A 19,481-nucleotide genomic window follows, 5' to 3' on the forward strand; every position below is an offset into this window, starting at 1 on the left:
ATAACTTGTTTAATATTATAAGCATTTTTTGTAATTTAGTCACTATAAAATAAAAAAATACTTATAACTCTTGCGTTTTTTAAAAAACTATTTTATAATATATATGATAGTTAAGTATATAAATAATAAACACTCTTAACTATAAATCAGTGAAAGGAGTGTAGTATGGAAACAACAAAAGAAAAGAGAAATTTAAATTTATTTAACATTTTCTCGCTAGGTTTTGGCGGAGCTGTAGGTTCCGGGATCTTTGTGCTAACCGGATTGGGTATTGCCGCTACCGGCAAATCCATATTGGTATCAATTATGGCTGGTTGTATTTTTATGCTTTTGGCATATTTTTACAATGTACTTTTATCATCAATGTTTATGTTTGAAGGAGGTGATTATAGTCAAAAAGCATTGGTTTTTAATCCTTTTTTTACAGGTGTAAATGGATATATAACATTTATTAATGGTTTTTCTGTCGCTATGTATGGTCTTGCGATGGTAAACTATGCAGGAATAGTACTACCGCAAATTATACCATACACAAAATTAATTGCAATCATAATTATTACTTTATTTTTTGCGGCAACAATAAGAGGCTCAAAGTTTATATCCACAATAAACAATATAATGACTGTAGTATTAATTGCAGCAATTGTCTTTTACATTGTATTCGGTATTCCAAAGGTAAAACCCGGATATTTCTCCGATCCTAATTTTTTTACTGATGGATTTAAAGGAGTTATTGCAGGAATAGCAATTATGGGATGGGCATGCCAGGGAACAACAATGGGCCCGATATCGGTATCGGCTGTTACAATGAAACCTAAAAAAAATATACCTTATGGTATTTTTCTTGTAACAATAGCAATTGCTATCGTTTATGGGTTAATGGGTTATGTATCGGCAGGAGTTCTTCCCATAAGCGAGGTCGCAGGCCAAAATCTCTCACTTGTAGCCGCCGAGATTTTTCCAAGATCAATTTTCATTCTCTTTATAATGGGCGGAGCTGTTTTTGCAATAGCAACATCCATGATTACCGGTATAATAATGGTTCGATATCCAATACTGAAAGTGGCACAAGCAGGTTGGCTCCCAAAATTTTTTACAAAAACAACTCAAACTGGTTATCCATGGGCTGTTTACGGTATTTACTATATATTGTCAATTTTACCGGTTTTGCTTGGGTTAAAATTAGATGCGATCGTCTCTTTGGTAATGATACCTGCTATGTTGACAAATTTATATACAAATATAAAATGTATTAAGGTAATAAGAGATTATCCGGAGCAATGGAAAAAATCTGTATTGCATATGCCTAGAATAATTATGGATATCATCTGCATACTCTCTGCACTTTGTGCGGCAATCGTTTGTTATAACTTATTTATGATGCTTTCTACAAAAGAAAAACTTTTTATGATAGGTATTATGGTCATAATATCGATCCTCTCAATTTACAATTTAAAAGCCGGAAATGTAAAAATTGAAGAATTGGAAGCAAATAAAAAGCAAATTATAGAAGATGCCTTACTTGCCGAAACGGAAGAATAGGAGGAAAAAAATGGTTTACGATTTTACAACAAAAATTTCAAGGAAAAACTCAGGTTCAGTCAAATGGGACTTAATGTATTCACAAAATCCCCAAGTTGGAAATGATGTGGTTCCTCTTTCGGTGGCTGACATGGAATTTAAAAATCCGCCGGAACTTATTGAAGGTTTAAAAAAATATCTTGACGAAGCCGTGTTAGGATATACAGGCCCAACTGACGAGTATAAAAGAACCGTAAAAAAATGGATGAAGGATAGACATAACTGGGAGATTGAAACAGACTGGATAATAAATACGGCGGGAGTCGTTCCGGCATTGTACAATGCTGTTAGGGAATTTACAAAACCGGGCGATGGAGTTATTATAATAACTCCTGTCTATTATCCTTTCTTTACGGCTGTAAAAAATCAAGAGCGCAAAATAGTAGAATGTGAACTGCTTGAAAAAAACGGGTACTATACGATCGATTTTGAAAAACTGGAAAAACTATCCAAGGATAAAAATAATAAAGCCTTGCTTTTTTGTTCTCCTCATAATCCTGTAGGCAGGGTCTGGAAAAAAGACGAACTTCAAAAAATAAAGGACATAGTTTTAAATAGTGATCTTCTGCTCTGGTCAGATGAAATTCATTTCGACTTAATTATGCCCGGCTATGAGCATACAGTACTTCAATCTATTGATGAAGCACTTGCCGACAAGATGATTACTTTTACTGCACCATCTAAAACGTTTAATATAGCCGGAATGGGTATGAGTAACATAATAATTAAAAATCCTGATATGAGGGAAAGATTCAAAAAATCACGGGATATTACAAGCGGAATGCCCTTTACAACTCTTGGTTATAAAGCTTGCGAAATTTGCTATAAAGAATGCGGAAAATGGCTAGATGAATGTATAAAGGTCATAGACAAAAATCAAAGAATCGTAAAAGAATTTTTTGAAATAAATCATCCCGAAATAAAAGCTCCTCTCATTGAGGGCACCTATTTACAATGGATGGATTTTAGAGCATTAAAAATGGATCATAAGGCTATGGAAGAATTTATGATTCATAAGGCTCAAATATTTTTTGATGAAGGCTATATTTTCGGAGACGGAGGAATAGGATTTGAAAGAATAAATCTGGCGGCTCCTTCATCCGTTATTCAAGAAACATTAGAAAGATTGAGCAAAGCATTAAAGGAACGAAAAAAATGACATTAAAAAGTAAAATTTTACCGTGAGTAAAATTTAGGCCCTCTTGTGTTTTATCCGTGAAACATAAGGGGGCTTTTTTATAAAGGCTTATTTTTACTATTAGTTTTTTCAAGAATTCGTGTATAAGCTTTTAGAATTTTATCGAAGGCAACCATTTCATCCACAGTAAAAGATTCCAAAAGTTTTTTTCGCGTCTTGACATTATCTTTATTGTCATAAGCTTTATGTTTTAAAACCGTTTCTTTAGCTTTTTCTGTAGTTCGTAAAAAAAAGACTTTACCGTCAGATTCGTTAACTTCTTTATAAACCAATCCCCATTTTATAAGTCTATGCACAATTTGAGAAATCGCACTTGATGTTCTATTCCATTTTTTTGCAAGGGCTGAAACCGTGATATTTTCATTATCGTAAATATCCGTTAAAATGTGCATTTCAATCATCGTATATTTCCTATCCGTGCCATAATCTCTTCTTATGGTATAGTAATAAGAAAAAGACAATACAAAATCATACATACCATCAACAACAGAGCTTATATTTTTGTACCTTTTTTCAATCAAATCGATGGGTTCATTATCTTCTACCCATGCATTAACTATTTCATTTTTATAAATATCTTCAAGCATTCAGAACTCCCAAGCAGCTAGGTTCAAAATTTTACGAACCGTACTTACAAAGATATCAATTTTTACAATGAATGTCAATTATTTTTATTTTTTTTATAAAAACACTTGACAAAAACAAACAAAAAGAATATACTCCCTTCTGTGAGCGGCATTTAGGTTGAATTCTGCTCATTAAATTGCAATACTTGACATTTTTTGGGTTTATGTATATTATACACACGCTCACTGTTAAGCGAGAGTGGTGGAATTGGCAGACACGCTAGACTTAGGATCTAGTGCTTCGGCGTGAGGGTTCAAGTCCCTCCTCTCGCACAATTCCACAAAAACAAAAAAGTGGAGTAGAATTGCGGGAATAGCTCAGTGGTAGAGCGCCACCTTGCCAAGGTGGATGTCGCGAGTTCAATCCTCGTTTCCCGCTTCTAAAGCGATTCGGTGAACGGATCGCTTTTTTTTTACCCTTTTGTATAAAGGGCAGTCTCAAAATCAACTCTTAAGGAAGGAAAAATGGACTACGAAAAGAACGTAACTCTTAAAGAAAAATCACATGCGGAACTTTCAGTAAAAATCAAAAAGGCTGAAGTTCAAGAAAACTATAAAAAATTGCTCAATAAATATTCAAAAGAGCTTCAAATACCGGGATTTAGAAAAGGAAAGGTTCCCGTATCGGTACTTGAAACAAAATACGGCGATGCCATAAAGGGAGATCTGGCAGGAGACCTCATTGAAGATTCTTTAAAAGAAATCTTTGAATCTCTTGATGAATATGAAAGGCCTCTCCCCTACTCCTATCCCGAACTTCAAGAAAAACCAGAATTAAAAATTGAAGAAGACTTTTCATTTACAGTCCACTACGATGTCTTCCCCAAGGTCGAAATTAAAAAGACGGAAGGCTTTACGGTTGAAGTACCTGAAGCAAGCGTTTCGGAAGAAGACATAAAAAAAGAGCTTGAAAGACTTCAAGAGCGAAATGCCCTCGTTACAGCCTGTAAAGAAGGCAGCAGAGCCGAAAAAAACCACATTGCTACAATAAATTATTGCGAACTTGACGATGAAGGTAAAACAGTTTCAGGCACTGAAAGACAAGACTTTGTATTTACAATAGGCTCAGGATTAAATATCTATAAAATTGATGATGATATCATAGGTATGAAAAAAGGTGAATCTAAGGAAATCACCAAGACCTTCCCTGAAGATGATTCAAACAAGGAGCTAGCCGGAAAAACAAAGAAGATAAAGGTAACTCTTACAGCTCTAAAATACAAGGATTTACCGGCCCTTGATGATGACTTTGCCCAAGACATAAACGAAAAGTACAAGAACTTGGACGAACTAAAGGCCGATATCAAGAAAAAGTTTGAAATAAGTGTAGAAGAAAAAATCAAGTCTTTACAAAAAAATGCTTTAACCGAACAGATGGTAAAGGAGCACACAATAGACCTTCCCGAATCTATGGTAAAGGCTGAGCTTGAATCCAGATGGATGATGATGGCCAATCAATTTAGAACCACACCTGAAGAACTTGAAAAAATGTTCGGCAAGGGCCCCCAATCAAAAGAAACTCTTTTGGAAGGCTGGAGAGAAGATTCCGAAAAGAACTTAAAAGAAAGAGTATTAATCGAAACTCTTCTTAAAGAAAAAAATATTGAAGTAAGCGATGATGAAATCGAAGCCGAATATGTACGCTTATCCGAAAGAATGGATATTGCTCTTGATGAGCTGAAAAAATATTATTCCAACCCCCGTGAAAAAGAGTACTTAAGCGAAGGCTTAAAGGAAGAAAAACTTTTTAATGCTCTTTACGAAAAATGCACAATCAAAAAAGGCAAGAAAATTACCTTTGAAGAGCTTTTAAAAGATTAAATTTCAATTTGGCTATTTTAGCCGACTATTTTAAGGATGGAAAATGAGTACACTTGTACCTTATGTAATTGAACAAACAGGAAACGGAGAGCGCAGCTATGACATATTCTCACGTCTTTTAAAGGATAGGATTATCTTTGTAGATGGAGAAATAAACGATATGTCCGCTGATTTGGTTGTAGCCCAGCTCTTGTTTTTAGAAGCACAAAATCCGGATAAGGATATCAGCCTCTATATTAATAGTCCCGGAGGTTCTGTAACTGCAGGTCTTGCTATTTACGATACCATGCAGCATATCCGCCCCGATGTACAAACAATTTGCTTGGGCCAATGTGCCAGTATGGGTGCAGTCCTTTTAGCAGGAGGAGCAAAAAACAAGCGCTATGCCCTCCCCTCCTCCCGCGTTATGATACACCAACCCTGGGGAGGAGTTCAAGGTCAGGCTGTAGATATTAATATACAGGCCAAAGAAATCGTAAGATTAAAAAAACTTACGATCAAATATTTTGCCGAAAATACAGGCAAGACGGAAAAACAGGTAGCAGCCGATATGGAGCGGGACTTTTTTATGTCGGCTGAAGAAGCCTTAGCCTACGGTATTATAGATACCGTTATGAATAGGAGAAAAGATGGCTCGAAATAGAATGAATGGAGCTTTGATATGCTCTTTTTGTAATAAGCCTGAAAGCTCGGAGAGATTCGTGGTTCCCGGTCCCGGAGGTATTGCCATCTGCGATAGATGTGTTGACCTTTGCGGAAGCTATATAAAATCCTATAAGACTATCAGGCCTGTTGACCGTACAGGGCCTATTCCTACTCCTCAAGAACTAAAAGAATATCTTGACGAATATGTAATCGGCCAAGAACAAGCAAAAAGAGTTCTATCTGTAGCAGTTTATAATCATTATAAGCGGATAATGAATCCTCCTTCACATGATGATGTGGTTATAGAAAAGTCAAATGTCCTTTTGCTGGGCCCCACAGGCTCGGGTAAAACTCTTTTAGCAAGAACCCTTGCACAAAAAATGCAGGTTCCCTTTGCCATAGCCGATGCAACAACCCTAACTGAAGCCGGTTATGTAGGAGAGGATGTCGAAAATATTCTTCTCAAACTTATTCAAAATGCAAACGGGGATATAAAGGAAGCCGAAAGGGGTATCATTTTTATCGATGAAATCGATAAAATTTCCAGAAAAAGCGAAAACGTTTCCATTACCCGGGATGTATCGGGCGAAGGAGTACAGCAAGCCCTCTTAAAAATAATAGAAGGAACCTCAGCCTCCGTTCCTCCGCAAGGCGGAAGAAAGCATCCGAATCAGGATATGCTTAAAATAGACACAACAAATATTCTTTTTATCTGCGGAGGAGCCTTTGTAGGCTTAGACAAGATAGTGGAAGCCCGAATCTCTACAAAACCCATAGGTTTCGGAGCCGAGGTTAAAAAACTTAACGAAAAGAATCTTACGGAACTGTATGATCAGGTTTCTCCCGATGATTTGGTAAAATTCGGTCTTATTCCTGAGCTGATAGGCCGAATCCCGATAAAGGTAGCCCTAAATGAGCTTACAAAAGACGACCTAACGCGCATATTAGTTGAACCTAAAAATGCCATAATAAAGCAATTTCAGGCAACCTTTAAACTTGATGATGTGGACCTTCACTTTGACAAAGATGCAATTACAGCTATTGCTCAGCAGGCTATAGACCAAAATACGGGAGCCAGAGGCTTACGTTCCATTGTCGAAAAGCTTATGCTTGATGCAATGTTTGAAGCCCCCTCCTTAAAAGGCAGAAAGGAACTTATAATCAATAAAAAAATGATAGGAAACTCGTCATCAAAACCAAAGATAAAACTTCTCGACGAAAAAACGGCTTAAAAGCAGCTTTTAAATGCTTATTTTAAGCGTTCAAATTCTCAAGCACTTATAATCTTACAAAGACTGTCGAAAGGAAAAAAACTTTCAGGCAGTCTTTTTTTATACGTTTCCTTTTGCAACCACTATAAGAAAAGAAAAAAGAACGGCCAATATTATCGATAAAAGCAATAAAAATATATCCGTAATGAATCTTATAATATTAATTTCTTTATACCGCAATATAAAAAAAATTCTAACTACAATTGCTGCAAACGTAAAAATTATAAGTAAGATACAAAGACTCATCAATACATTTAATATTATAAATAAGCTGGAGTCCAAAAAATCTTGAGAACTGCTTAGAACATAAAAAATAATAAAAGCAAAGATAGAGGCACTCAAAAACCTTATTGAGCGGTCTAAAAAGCGAATAGTAAACTGTTTATATTGGGAATGAGGTTTTATATCTTTACTATCCATAAATTTTGAAATATAAGTTTAATATGCGGATAAAATATCCGCATATTAATAAAATGTTAATTTTCCGATTCCGAATTTTGAACTGCTTCAGATAGGGCTTCTTCAGTAAGAGAATTTTCCTCTGTTGAAACTTGTTCATCAGAAGTTTCTTCATCCCTGCGGGGCCTTCGTCCTTTTTTGTCAGAGGGTTTTACAGGCTTTTCTTCAGCAATTTGAGCCTCGACAGTAAAAGAAACCTCTGCAGAGGTATTTTCATAAAGCTTTACAAGGGCCTTATGCACACCTGTGCTCTTAACGGTCTGTCCGGGAATTTCGATACGCTTTCTTTCAATATCGAAATCAAGCTTTTGCAGCTCATCAAAAAGAGTTTGAGTTGTAACGGCACCGTAAAGTTTTCCGTTAGGTCCTGCGGGCATAAGAATCTTAATTGAAAGAGCTTCAAGTCTTTCTTTAAGACCTGCAGCATCTTGGCGTTTTGCAGCCTTTTTAGCTTCAATTTCTTCTTTGCGTGATTCAAAATGAGCCAGAGTAAACTCATTACAAGGAACAGCTAAGTTTCTGGGGAAGAGGTAGTTTCGGGCATATCCCTTTGCTACGTTCTTAATATCCCCTTCTTCTCCGAGATACTTAACGTCTTCATTCAAAATTACTTTCATATACAAGCTCCTAAAAAAATATCCGCCCAATTCCGGGAGTCGGAAAGGGCTTTTTGAAATAGTTTGTTTTTAATGTAAGCAAAGATCCTAGAGCAAAAGGCTTTAGGGAGCTGCTTACATTAAAATTTCTACTCGTTCATAACGAAAGGAAGCAAGGCAACAGCTCTTGCACGTTTAATTTCAACGGCAAGTTTTCGCTGATGTTTCGCGCAAGTTCCGGTAATTCTTCTGGGAAGAATCTTACCTCTCTCGGTTATAAAGCGGCGTAAAGCATCCGGCTCTTTATAATCGATCTTTAACTTTTGTGTACAAAAGCGGCAAACCTTTTTGCGGTAAAAAGATCTACCTTTTCTTTTGTCTTCGCCTTCGCGAATATTTTCCTGCATGTTAGCTTCCATGTCTACATCATTCATTGTTTCGTCCGACATTTAAATCTCCTTAAAATGGAATATTATCCAAATCTGAATTTCCCATATCCGGCCGGTAATCGTCATAAGAAGGCTCCTGCCGTCTTTGGTAAGCAGAAGGTGCCTGATTTCCATCATTATACGAATTATTGGAACCGCCCTGATATGATCCTTGGCGTTGGGCTGCAGACTGTGATTGTCCGCCCTGACCTGTAGAGCCGCCTACAAGCTGAATATTGTTAGCAACAATTTCAACCTTGCTTCTGGTTTGCCCGTCCTGTTCCCAACGGTTCTGCCTAAGCTCACCGTCAATAGCAACCTGTTTACCTTTTACAAGGTATTGATTAAGGGCTTCACCCTGCCGGCCCCAAAGAACCACGTCAAAAAAACTTGCTTCTTCGCTCCAGTCATCGCCTGTTTTCCGTCTTCTGTTGACAGCTATAGCAAAATTACAAACAGCAATACCGGAAGACGTATATTTAAGCTCAGCATCTCTGGTTAAGCGGCCTACCAATACTACATGGTTTATATCTGCCATAAAGTCTCCTTTTTAGTCCTCTAAACGGACAAAAAGATAGGTCAGCATCTGAGTGATCAGCTTAAAACGCTTATCCAATTCAATCATCTTTGAAGGATCTGCTTCAAGATTGAAAAGAACATAGCGTCCCTTTGTCTTCTTTTTGATTTCATAAGCTAAATCCCGATCGCCGAAAGGCTCTTCAGACTTGATCTGAACACCGAAATCTGCCAGAATTGAATGTAGAGCATCTATTCCCGGTTTATAGAGATCCTCTTCAACCGGAAAAACCGTCATAAGTTCATAGTTTCTCATGTTCCCTCCTATGGACACATTTCTGAGGCCCGCATTTTCTGCGAGCCGGAGTTTTCATAGAATATCAAAAAATACTATCTTAGTCAATACCTAGTTCAGGGCAAACGTATCATAATTTTATCTTCGCAAAAAACATAGGCTGCTCAACCCGCCTTTCGCCGCTATGCGGCTGCAAGAGGGGTATTCACAGCCTATTTTTTTGCTATTTTATTTACCCTCATGATGCGTTTGCCCTTTTTTGAAAAATGTGCGAAATTTTGTTCAAAATTTCTCACAGAAGGAAGCCAACTACTTCAAAAGCATTATAGTGCGGCTACCATGATACTAAGCATGCTTTAGCACTTCATCATGCCAAAGACCATTACGAAAAGCGCAACAGTTTCGCAAAGACCTACGATAGTAATGTACTGTACAAAGCCTTTTCCTGTTTCAGCCATAGCATCGGAACCTGAGGCAGAGGCCTTACCCTGAGCAATAGCCGATGCTGCGATAGAAACACCGCAAACAAGACCTAAGCCCAATAAGAACCAATCGCTCTGGGAGGATGTAAGCATCCTGTTCATAAGCAAGAATCCGTAAAGAGTCTGCGTAAGAGGAGCACCTGCAAAGGCGACCAAACTAAAGGGAGCGGGCTTGTTATTTAAATAACAGCGCTTCCATGCACCGATTGTTGACTGACCTGCAATGGCAAGACCGATTGCAGAACCGATAGCTGAAATACCTAACGCAGCAGCAGCACCAAAAAAACCAAAAGTCATATCCTTCCTCCATCGTTAAAGGGTTCATATTTAAAGCCCGACCAAGTCAAGCCCACATGATTAGAGAATTCCAAGGTATTCAATCGAACACCGTGGACTATAACTGAAAGCACGTTCATAATATAGTTAAGACCGTGTCCGAACAATAAAAGTAAAACGCCTGCAAAGATTATTACGCCTCCTAGGGCGGGACCTGCCATCTCGTTTACGGTTGCACTTATAGCGCCTCCTGCAAGACCTACAGCCCAAAGCCTTATATAGCTCATAATATCGGCAAACACGTTTACTACGCCCAAAAGCATATTTATGATATTCTTTAAACTTTCCAGGATTGCCTGTACTATTCCTGTTGAATAGTTTACAAAGATAAAGTTTAAAGCAAAACCTACACCTATTGCAAGAAGTACGGCATTATTAATTGCATACTTTTGGGAATCTACAACAAGGTTTAAAACTACAAAATACATTCCGCCGAGCATCGAAAGAGAGCCTACATCAGCAAGGAATTTAGGAGACTTAATATTCCTAAATAAACTTACTATATGGGCTATCATCAGCTGGGTTAAACCAAGGGTAAAGCAAAGTAAGATTTGATTTTGATTGCGTATATCCTCAGGTGTAAAGTTTGCAATCGCAGGAACGGCCAGCTTTTTAAGAAAGGCCGGAACAATTTCGGTAGGCATACCGAACCAGTTACAAACCAAGGTACCCCAGATAACGGTCATAAATCCCAAATAGCCGAACATATAAAATGCTGTCGGCACCTTTTGTTTTTTTGCCTTTGTTTTTAAAATCAAAATAACAGCAATCAAGAGCAAAACGGCACCGTAGCCTGCATCTCCGAAAATCATTGCAAAGAAAATTCCGAAAAAGAGCAAGAACCAAAGAGAGATATCGGGTTCCGTATAACCGGGAACAGTCCCCAAAAAGTCTATTAAGGGAGAAATAAGGTTTACAAGCTTATTTCTCTTTATCTTTGTAGGAACGGAATCATCTTCTTCAGGATCTTGAGAAAGATAGGCCCAAGACTTTTCCTTTGCAAGGGAAGAAAGCTTAGCTTCATCTTCGCAGGGAATATATCCTGTGAGCCAAACAAGCCGGACTCTTTCCTCATCATCTTGATCCCCGAAATCTATCGTCTGCATACCGTCATGGACTATTTCAAATTGAAGCTTTTTGCTTACAACTTCATCCAAGGCATGGAGAGAGTTTAAGTATGCCGACATCTTTGTCATTTCCTGCTTGTAGGAGGCAATCTTTGCCTGTAAGCTCTTTAATTTTTCTTTTAAGGCCTTGACGGAAGTTTCGGGCAGCTTTAAGGGAATAATATCCTGCGGTAAATCCGTAGGCAGAGCATTTGTTTCGCTCCGGATTAAAAACCTCACACCGGTTTTCCCATGTCCAAGCAAAATAGTCTTAATGTCTTTGGGAAGCGAATTATATGTTTTTACCGAAGTACTTGCAGGGAAAAGATATATGCCTTTTTCCGCCAGAAAAGTGAAATCGGAAGTATTTATTTCGCCCCACTCTGCATATGATGCAATTTCGCCTGAAAGCCTTGCAGATTCTTCCATATTGCTCTTATATGAAGATGTAAGCGATAATACGGAGTCTACAAAGGTAAGAGTATCCTCCTCACTTAAAAGAGAGGGAGGCGTTACGCCTTTTTTCTCTTTTTTGGGAAGATATTCAGTCAAAAGACTCATCGCAAGAGTTATGTCGTTTTTTTCGGATCTTAACTCGTTTATAAGAGCACCGTTTGCAGGGCGGTCCTCAATGTGTACAAGGCCTAAGCTTCTTAAATCCTTTAAGGCATGCCGCTGCTCTTTTTTTAAGACTAAAAGAGTTACTTTTTTCATCGGTACAATCATAGAGCTTCATCCTTATCATGAACCTTTTCAAGGTTCTTCTTTGAAATTTTACCGCGAACAACAGCTGCAACCTGCTGATCTCCCAAATAAACCGTTATCTTCTTTATGTTTGCCCTCGTTTCGGGTATCTTAACCTTTTCAAAGAGGTTTACTCGCTGAGTGGTAGTTCTAAGCTCGGAATTCAAAAGGCGCACCTGTTCATCAAGAACCTTTGCCTCAAGGTCTAAGCTCAAAACTTCCTGCATTTTTTCGGCAGCCGTATCAACCCAAAGAGGAGTCTTATAAAGATCATATTTAGCACGTTCAAATTCTGCACCGGAAAAAACAGGAATGCTCACCCCCGCAATGTTCCCTGTTGAGGTGAGAATCTCTTTTATCTTAACCATAGAGGGTTTAAAAACATTTTGCTCGCCGAATACCGCTACCCAGTCTTCGAATTCCTGATTGAGGGCATCCCTGTGAAGCCTGACCTCTTTAGCCCGGGCTTCGATGGTGCGGATTTCGGTTTGAAGCTGCTGTTTTTTAAGCTGAAGAGTCGGCAAGTATCTTCTGTACATTTTTAAAGATTCTTTTTGATTCTTCAGCTCATTCTTTGTCAGTTTTATTGCCATAGCCTACCCTTTAGTTTGCCGGCCAGTACTTATTTACCAAGTCGGATTTAATACCGGTTTCTTCACGGGTAAAGCATTCGGCAAGAATCTTCCAGCCCAGGCTAAGAGCCTCTTCAAGCGGAATATTTACCGACAAGTCCATCATTCCCGATTCGAATTTTGCACCGTATTTTAAGAGTTTTTCGTCCCATTCGCTCATCATAAAGCCCATGGATTTTTTCTCCAAAGTGTCTTTATATGAAGCATAAAGCTTAATCATATTGTCCATAAGAGCACGGTGGTCATCCCTTGTTTTACCGTTTACGTTTTGCTTTAATCGTGAAAGACTTCCGAAGGGTTCTATTCGTCCGTTTTTAAGATAGAACTGGCCTTCGGTAATATAACCTGTGTTATCGGGAACGGGGTGTGTTACGTCGTCTCCGGGCATTGTTGTAACGGCCAAGACCGTAACCGAACCTGCATCGGCAAAGTCTACAGCCTTTTCATAGCGGGCTGCAAGCTGGCTGTAAAGGTCTCCGGGGTAACCTCGGTTTGAAGGAACCTGTTCCTGAATAATGGCTATTTCTTTCATTGCGTCTGCAAAGTTTGTCATATCCGTTAAAAGAACCAAAACATCCTTACCAGCGATGGCGAACTTTTCTGCAACTGCAAGACACATATCCGGAATCATAAGACATTCAACCGTGGGGTCAGCTGCCGTATGAACGAACATGGCTGTTCGGCTTAAAGCACCGGCCTCTTCAAGGGTGTCTTTAAAATAAAGATAATCGTCATATTTTAAGCCCATTCCGCCCAAGATAATTACATCTACTTCGGCCTGCATGGCTATTCGGGCCAAAAGCTCGTTGTAAGGCTCGCCGGAACTTGAAAATATGGGGAGCTTTTGAGAGACGACCAAGGTATTAAATACGTCGATCATCGGAATACCAGTTCTGATCATTCTGTTTGCAAGAATACGCTTTGATGGGTTTACCGAAGGACCGCCGATAGGAATCATGTTGTCCTTTAAGGCAGGCCCTGAATCTCTCGGATCGCCTGAACCGTTAAATATTCGGCCGAGCAAATCCTCGGAATAGCTTACCTGCATTTCCTTACCTAAAAAGCGCACCTCATCTCCGGTCGAAACACCGCGACCTCCTGCAAAAACCTGCAAGGAAACCAAGTCACCGTCAAGCTTATTGACTTCTGCAAGGGAGGCTCCGAAGCGGGTTTGAACTTCAGCCAATTCTCCGTATGAAACTCCGTCGGCCTTAACCGTAATAACCGAACCGTTAATCGATTCTATTTTACTATATACCTTTTTCATCTTACACCGCCTGCTTCAATAATTTTTTTGCGCTTTCATCTAAGCTATCCGCTTTTTCGGCGATGAGCTTTTTAATTCCTTCTTCATGGGATTTAAATGCATCCGAGCCCCAAGGCGAGTAGTTATAGTCGATGAACATAAGTTTAAGTTTGCTGAAATAAGAGCGGGCTTCATCCTTAGAAATAAATTTAAATGAAGAGCCTAAAATCTCAACCAAGATATTATATATATGCTGTTGGCGCTCAACCGAAACTGCATCGTCTACCTTATCAAAGGAGTTTTGCTGCAAGTAAACGGCATCGAGTAAGTCGCCTTTTAAGTAAATGATAAAGTCTTCGATACTTGTTCCTTCTTCACCTACAACCTTCATCATCTGTTCGACCTCGGTACCTCGGCGTAAAAAGCTTCTTCCGTATCTGACTTGTTCCGAAGGAAGAACGCTCGGATACTTTGACCAAGAATCTAGAGGGTGAATTGCAGGGTATTTTCGGGCATCGGATCTTTCGCGTGAAAGACCGTGGAAGGCGCCTACAACCTTTAACGTGGCCTGAGTTACAGGCTCTTCAAAGTTACCGCCCGCAGGAGATACGGTTCCTCCGATTGTAACGGAGCCCTTTGAGCCGTCGCTTAGACGGACAATACCGGCCCTTTCGTAGAAAGCGGCAATGTAGGATTCAAGATAAGCCGGGAAGGCTTCTTCACCGGGGATTTCTTCCAAGCGGCCCGACATTTCTCGAAGAGCCTGAGCCCAGCGGCTTGTAGAGTCTGCAAGCAGAAGAACGTCCAAGCCCATTTGGCGGTAGTACTCCGCTAGAGTTACCCCTGTATAAACCGAAGCTTCTCGGGCTGCAACAGGCATTGAAGAAGTATTACAGATAATTATTGTTCTCTCCATGAGGGTTCGGCCTGTTTTGGGGTCTTTAAGCTCGGGGAATTCGGTAAGAGTTTCTACAACCTCACCTGCACGCTCGCCACAGGCTGCGATAATAACGATATCGACATCGGCATTTCGGCTGGTAGCATGCTGTAAAACAGTTTTTCCTGCACCGAAGGGACCGGGAATACAATAGGTTCCTCCCTTAGCAACAGGGAAGAATGTATCCATTGTGCGCATTTTAGTTACCAAGGTTTCCGTAGGCTTTAATCGCTCTGCATAACAGTCAATCGGGCGTTTTACAGGCCACTTAAAGCTCATGGTAAGAGGTATTACATTTCCTCTTTCGTCAGTAACCTCAGCTATTGTGTCATCTACGGTATAGTCACCTTCAGGTTTTATAGATTTTAATTTATAAGAGCCATACATGTTAAAAGGAATCATGATACGGTGGGTAAAGCTGCCTTCGGGCACGGTTCCCAAAAAGTCAGCCCGCTTTAAGGTATCTCCTTCTTTAGCTGAAGGAGTAAAATGCCATTTTGCCGTTCGGGAAAGAGCGTTTAGGTAGATACCGCGCTCCAAAAAATAGCCGGCTTGTTCTGCAAGCTCGGGTAAGGGGTTTTGCAGTCCGTCATAAACTTGGCCTAAAAGACCGGGGCCCAACTCTACGGAAAGAAGATCTTCGGTGAATTCTACGATATCCCCAACCTTTATTCCCTTTGTAATTTCAAATACTTGAAGCTGAGCTATATCACCCCCGATACGGATTACCTCGCTTTTTAGTTTTTTTGAACCAACCTCAACATAGCCTACCTCGTTAAGGGTAACCAAGCCTTCAAAAGAAACGCTTATCATGTTACCGTTAATACCGACTACCTTTCCTTTTGTTTTAGTCATATCATAACTCCAAATACTATAGATAAAGCATAAATCCTAAGTTTAAAAGTCATTTTGTAGAAATTTACAAAGCAACTTTTAGATTTTATCATATAAATAAAAAATATGCAAGAAAAAAAAATCAAAAATCTTAAAAATAGAACTAAATTTTTTCGCTGTCATATTCTATAAGAGTTTTTACGGGTAAATCGCTGAGTACTTTGTTATAATTTAAAAAAGGTAGACCGACAACTCCGCAAAAACCAACCACTTCGGCACCGCCCTCTTCCAAAATTTTTCTGGCTGCGCTCAAGGTTCCGCCTGTGGCAATCAAGTCATCCAATAGAAGGACTTTTTGTCCTCTTACTACATCGGTTTTATGCACCTCAACGGCCGCCTGTCCATACTCAAGGTCATAAGAGGCTGAATAAGTTTCTCCAGGAAGTTTCCCCTTCTTTCTAATTAAAATAAGAGGTATCCCCATTTTATAGGCAAAGGGGGCAGCAAAGATAAAGCCTCTTGCTTCGATGGCGGCAACAGCATCTATTTTTTCATCCTTGTACATTTCCGTCATTTTATCAAGGCAATAGCTAAAAACTTGAGGATTTACCAAAACACCGGTAATATCATAAAAAAGAATTCCTTTTTTTGGGAAGTCAGGAACACGCCTTATGGCTGCATCTATTATTTTGTCTTTCATAAGAGACAGTCTACACCTTATTTTTGCAATGGTCAATAGGAAGATAATATTTTATAAGTGTTACTCTGTGTACATTTTGCAGATATCTCTTCCGCTTTCTTTGGCCTTATAAAGAGCAGCATCGGCAAAGGAAAGCATAGTTTCATATGAAAGTTCATTGGCCGGAATGGAGGCATAAGCTCCTAAGCTTATAGTTAAGACCTTATCCTTTGCAGCCGAATGTTCAATCTTTAAATTTTTAACTTCAATACGTAGTTTTTCGGCTATCTTCATTGTTTCGGCAGCAGAACTATTATAAAGAAGAATTAAGAATTCCTCTCCTCCGTATCTTCCGAGAAAGTCATATTTTGCTCTAAGATTTTTTTGCAAGGTTTGAGCGACACTTCGCAGCACATTATCCCCGGCTGGATGCCCATAGAGGTCATTATATTGTTTAAATAAATCTATATCTATCATTATTAAAGATATCTGCTGTTTATTATCCAAACCCTTACGCCAAAAATCTTTCCCCACTGTGTCCAGCTGTCTCCTGTTTCCGACACCTGTTAATTCGTCAACTGTAGATAAAACCGTAAGCTGTTCGTTTGCGGATATAAGATCTTTTTGTTCTTCTTGAAGTTTTTTATTGACAACCTTATACTGAAAAAGCTGACGAAGCCTGCAAGCTAAAAAGGCTAAGCCTGAACAAATTAAAATATAGGCGGCAATCATCGGCATCGAAAGCCAAAAAGGTTTTTCTATAATAAAGGTAAAAGACGTCGGCTCAGGATAGGGGTTTGAAATATCCTTTACTTTAAATGTATATTTTCCCGATTTAAGGTTAGTGTATTGAACATAGTTTTTCATATTGGCATTTATCCAATTTTTATCAAAACCTTCAAGCATAAAAACATAAGAAGGCCTTGAAAGAGGAGATAAATCCATCGATGAAAACTCAAAGCTTATATTATTTTCGGAATACTTATATTTAGAAGCTTTTTGAAGATCAATTTTAAATGCAGGAGTCTGATTTCCGTTTATACCTATAGTTCTTATTTTTACAGGAACTTCTTGTTTTTTAAAAGATAAAAGATAGTTAATATCTACGCCTAAAACACCTTCTTGAGTTCCCACAAAGCATTCATTTCCAATTGTAACTGGAACTGTTGTAAACCTTCTTTCATGGTTATAGAAAGTATAGCTGTATATAATTTCACTATTTCGATTAAATATCGTCATGCCTTTTATTGCAGTAACACATATGGAATTATTATCCATATCGGTAATGCCGGTAATAAAATTTGCGGGCAGACCGTCAGTTGAAGTATAATTTAAGATCATTTTTTTTTCGGCATCAAATATGTTAATGCCGCCGTCACTGGTTCCTATCCACAACTTACCGGAAACATCTTGAAATAATGAGGTTATTCTGTCTGAAGAAATACCATCTCTATTATTTACATCATATCGGTATATAATAAAGTCATCAGATGAAGGTCTATATTCGGCAAGCCCCTTGTTTGTTCCTGCCCAAAGTTTTTTGGAGGAATCTATCAGCAGGCTAAAAATAAGATTGCTGCATAAACTATTCGGATTTTTAGGATCATTTTTATATCTTTTAAGAATTCCGGATGAAGGTGAAAATTTAATAAGCCCTCCATCATAAGTACCTATCCATAAAAGGCCCTTATCATCGCTTGTAATGCTGTATATAATTCTTTCACCGTCTTCAATTATATTATCATTATACAGATTAACCCCGACAAAGGCATCCTTTTTTTTATCGTACTTACATAAGCCAATGTCCGTCCCGACCCATATATCTTCATTTTTATCTATGTAAAATTTAAATACGGAGTTGGAAATAATTTTAGATTCGGAATAACGATAGTGCTTCTTTTTTCCTGTGTTTACATCGTAATAAGTGATGCCGTTATTTAAAAGGCTTATCCATAAGTTCCCTTTTTTATCCTTACTCAAATCGAAGACCGAATTTTCCCTGCCGGTAACCTTATTTTCATGAAGCAATATAAGCTTTGACCACATACGCTTAGTGTCATATATATTTACTCCGCCTCCGTTTGTGCCGACCCATAATGAACCGTAACTATCTACATGTATCGAAAAAATAAAATCGTTTGAAAGATTATACGAACGCTGCTTTGAAGTATATTCTGTATAAGAATATGTATTTTTATCAAAACTTATTAAGCCTCCACCCCAAGTCCCTATCAAGAGTACATCATCAGAAAATTTGTTTGATAGGCAGGATATTTTATTGTTTGAAAATGAAAAAAGTTCTCTCTTTCCGTTTTTAGGATCAATTCGAAATAGTCCGGTATTCCAAACGGATACCCAATATATTCCGTCTTCTTCCAAAATATTATGAACAAGGGATTCCATAAGGCTGCTATCGTTTCCAAAAAGCCGTGACGGTTTAAATCTTTTATTGGGCTCATCATACTCCCACAAGCCCCCATGTGTACAGGCATATATCCGTCCCTCAGAGTCTTCATAAATATCGGCTATTCCATTGTTTCCTATGTAAAATTCGGCAGTTTGAGAAAACTCTATAACGGATCCGTCATCTTCATTTAAGATATATAAACCATCCAAACTTCCCACCCATAGGCGGCCGTGAGAATCCCTTAAAAAGCCGAAAACAATCGAGTTTGTCATATCAAAATGAGTAAAGGTCTCGGTATCGACATTAAACCTTTCAACTCCGTCAAAGGTGCCAAGCCAAAAAACATCGCTTCCGTTTTTTGCCTTTATCGGGTCCCTATATAAGGATTGGATTTGAGAGGATTGAATGGAATCTTTAGAAAAAGGAATATATTCATAATTTTTATATTTAATACCGTCATAAAAGCCGAGACCTTCTTTAGTCCCGAACCAAAGGCGTCCGTGAGAATCCTGCGAAATACCGGTAACAAATTTGGAGGCAATGGATGAAGGCTGAGAATAAAAAACAAAAACATCCTCATCAGCGAATAAATTAAAAGTAAACAAAATAAGAAAGAAAAGAATTACTTTTTTATGCACATTA

Annotated in this window: 18 protein-coding genes and 2 tRNA genes; 7 read left to right on the forward strand and 13 right to left on the reverse strand. The window is 38.6% G+C overall.

Features of this window, described 5'->3' with window-relative positions; genetic code table 11:
• Positions 1-165 precede the first annotated feature (165 nt).
• Positions 166-1,542, forward strand: coding sequence for an APC family permease (locus E4O04_RS08545; protein ID WP_253707336.1), 1,377 nt, complete (start codon positions 166-168; stop codon positions 1,540-1,542).
• A gap of 10 nt (positions 1,543-1,552) precedes the next feature.
• On the forward strand, positions 1,553-2,740 hold the full coding sequence (locus E4O04_RS08550) for a cystalysin (protein ID WP_253707338.1): 1,188 nt from the start codon (positions 1,553-1,555) through the stop codon (positions 2,738-2,740).
• 77 nt (positions 2,741-2,817) lie between these two features.
• Here the strand turns inward: E4O04_RS08550 and E4O04_RS08555 are convergent, their stop codons facing one another.
• Positions 2,818-3,366: a MarR family transcriptional regulator gene (locus tag E4O04_RS08555; protein ID WP_253707340.1), complete on the reverse strand. Its 549-nt coding sequence runs from the start codon at positions 3,364-3,366 to the stop codon at positions 2,818-2,820.
• Positions 3,367-3,598: 232 nt separating this feature from the next.
• Between E4O04_RS08555 and E4O04_RS08560 the strand changes: the two genes are divergently transcribed.
• The 5 genes from E4O04_RS08560 to clpX all read left to right on the forward strand — a co-directional run bounded on the left by E4O04_RS08560 (position 3,599) and on the right by clpX (position 7,103).
• Positions 3,599-3,678 (forward strand) — tRNA-Leu (locus E4O04_RS08560).
• Positions 3,679-3,712: 34 nt separating this feature from the next.
• Positions 3,713-3,784: transfer RNA gene (locus E4O04_RS08565), tRNA-Gly, on the forward strand.
• An 86-nt stretch (positions 3,785-3,870) separates the two neighbouring features.
• The gene (tig, locus tag E4O04_RS08570) at positions 3,871-5,226 is read left to right on the forward strand and encodes a trigger factor (protein ID WP_253707342.1); all 1,356 of its coding nucleotides are present in this window, start codon (positions 3,871-3,873) and stop codon (positions 5,224-5,226) included.
• A 43-nt stretch (positions 5,227-5,269) separates the two neighbouring features.
• Entirely contained in the window at positions 5,270-5,869 is a 600-nt protein-coding gene (clpP, locus tag E4O04_RS08575) for an ATP-dependent Clp endopeptidase proteolytic subunit ClpP (protein ID WP_253679260.1), read from the forward strand.
• Positions 5,856-7,103: an ATP-dependent Clp protease ATP-binding subunit ClpX gene (clpX, locus tag E4O04_RS08580; RefSeq protein WP_253707344.1), complete on the forward strand. Its 1,248-nt coding sequence runs from the start codon at positions 5,856-5,858 to the stop codon at positions 7,101-7,103. The genes clpP and clpX overlap by 14 nt, the downstream gene beginning before the upstream one ends.
• Positions 7,104-7,202: 99 nt before the next feature.
• Here the strand turns inward: clpX and E4O04_RS08585 are convergent, their stop codons facing one another.
• The 12 genes from E4O04_RS08585 to E4O04_RS08640 form a co-directional block, all read right to left on the reverse strand.
• Positions 7,203-7,562, reverse strand: a complete 360-nt coding sequence (locus E4O04_RS08585) for a hypothetical protein (protein ID WP_253687725.1) — start codon at positions 7,560-7,562, stop codon at positions 7,203-7,205.
• A 56-nt stretch (positions 7,563-7,618) separates the two neighbouring features.
• Positions 7,619-8,218, reverse strand: coding sequence for a 50S ribosomal protein L9 (rplI, locus tag E4O04_RS08590; protein ID WP_253707346.1), 600 nt, complete (start codon positions 8,216-8,218; stop codon positions 7,619-7,621).
• A gap of 128 nt (positions 8,219-8,346) precedes the next feature.
• A complete protein-coding gene (gene rpsR, locus E4O04_RS08595; RefSeq protein ID WP_371819637.1) occupies positions 8,347-8,616 on the reverse strand; it encodes a 30S ribosomal protein S18 in 270 nt (89 codons plus the stop codon).
• A gap of 40 nt (positions 8,617-8,656) precedes the next feature.
• Positions 8,657-9,163, reverse strand: coding sequence for a single-stranded DNA-binding protein (locus E4O04_RS08600; protein WP_253707348.1), 507 nt, complete (start codon positions 9,161-9,163; stop codon positions 8,657-8,659).
• A 12-nt stretch (positions 9,164-9,175) separates the two neighbouring features.
• Positions 9,176-9,457 (reverse strand): 30S ribosomal protein S6, encoded by a 282-nt coding sequence (gene rpsF / locus E4O04_RS08605; RefSeq protein WP_253687721.1) that lies wholly within the window; start codon positions 9,455-9,457, stop codon positions 9,176-9,178.
• A 335-nt stretch (positions 9,458-9,792) separates the two neighbouring features.
• Complete coding sequence (locus E4O04_RS08610) at positions 9,793-10,215, reverse strand: ATP synthase subunit K (protein ID WP_002669353.1); 423 nt, start codon at positions 10,213-10,215, stop codon at positions 9,793-9,795.
• Complete coding sequence (locus E4O04_RS08615) at positions 10,212-12,086, reverse strand: V-type ATP synthase subunit I (RefSeq protein WP_253707350.1); 1,875 nt, start codon at positions 12,084-12,086, stop codon at positions 10,212-10,214. The genes E4O04_RS08610 and E4O04_RS08615 overlap by 4 nt, the downstream gene beginning before the upstream one ends.
• Positions 12,083-12,697 carry a V-type ATP synthase subunit D gene (locus E4O04_RS08620; protein ID WP_253687718.1) on the reverse strand — a complete coding sequence of 205 codons (615 nt, stop codon included), beginning with the start codon at positions 12,695-12,697 and terminating at the stop codon, positions 12,083-12,085. Before E4O04_RS08620 ends, E4O04_RS08615 begins: the two co-directional genes overlap by 4 nt.
• A gap of 10 nt (positions 12,698-12,707) precedes the next feature.
• The gene (locus E4O04_RS08625; protein ID WP_253687717.1) at positions 12,708-14,003 is read right to left on the reverse strand and encodes a V-type ATP synthase subunit B; all 1,296 of its coding nucleotides are present in this window, start codon (positions 14,001-14,003) and stop codon (positions 12,708-12,710) included.
• A gap of 1 nt (position 14,004) precedes the next feature.
• Complete coding sequence (locus tag E4O04_RS08630; protein WP_253687716.1) at positions 14,005-15,774, reverse strand: V-type ATP synthase subunit A; 1,770 nt, start codon at positions 15,772-15,774, stop codon at positions 14,005-14,007.
• Between the two features lie 142 nt (positions 15,775-15,916).
• On the reverse strand, positions 15,917-16,453 hold the full coding sequence (locus E4O04_RS08635; protein WP_253687715.1) for an adenine phosphoribosyltransferase: 537 nt from the start codon (positions 16,451-16,453) through the stop codon (positions 15,917-15,919).
• A gap of 60 nt (positions 16,454-16,513) precedes the next feature.
• The gene (locus E4O04_RS08640; protein WP_371922241.1) at positions 16,514-19,477 is read right to left on the reverse strand and encodes a ligand-binding sensor domain-containing protein; all 2,964 of its coding nucleotides are present in this window, start codon (positions 19,475-19,477) and stop codon (positions 16,514-16,516) included.
• Positions 19,478-19,481: the final 4 nt, after the last annotated feature.

It is taken from the genome of Treponema sp. OMZ 799, from assembly GCF_024181365.1.
In the GTDB taxonomy this organism is placed as follows: Bacteria; Spirochaetota; Spirochaetia; order Treponematales; family Treponemataceae; genus Treponema_B.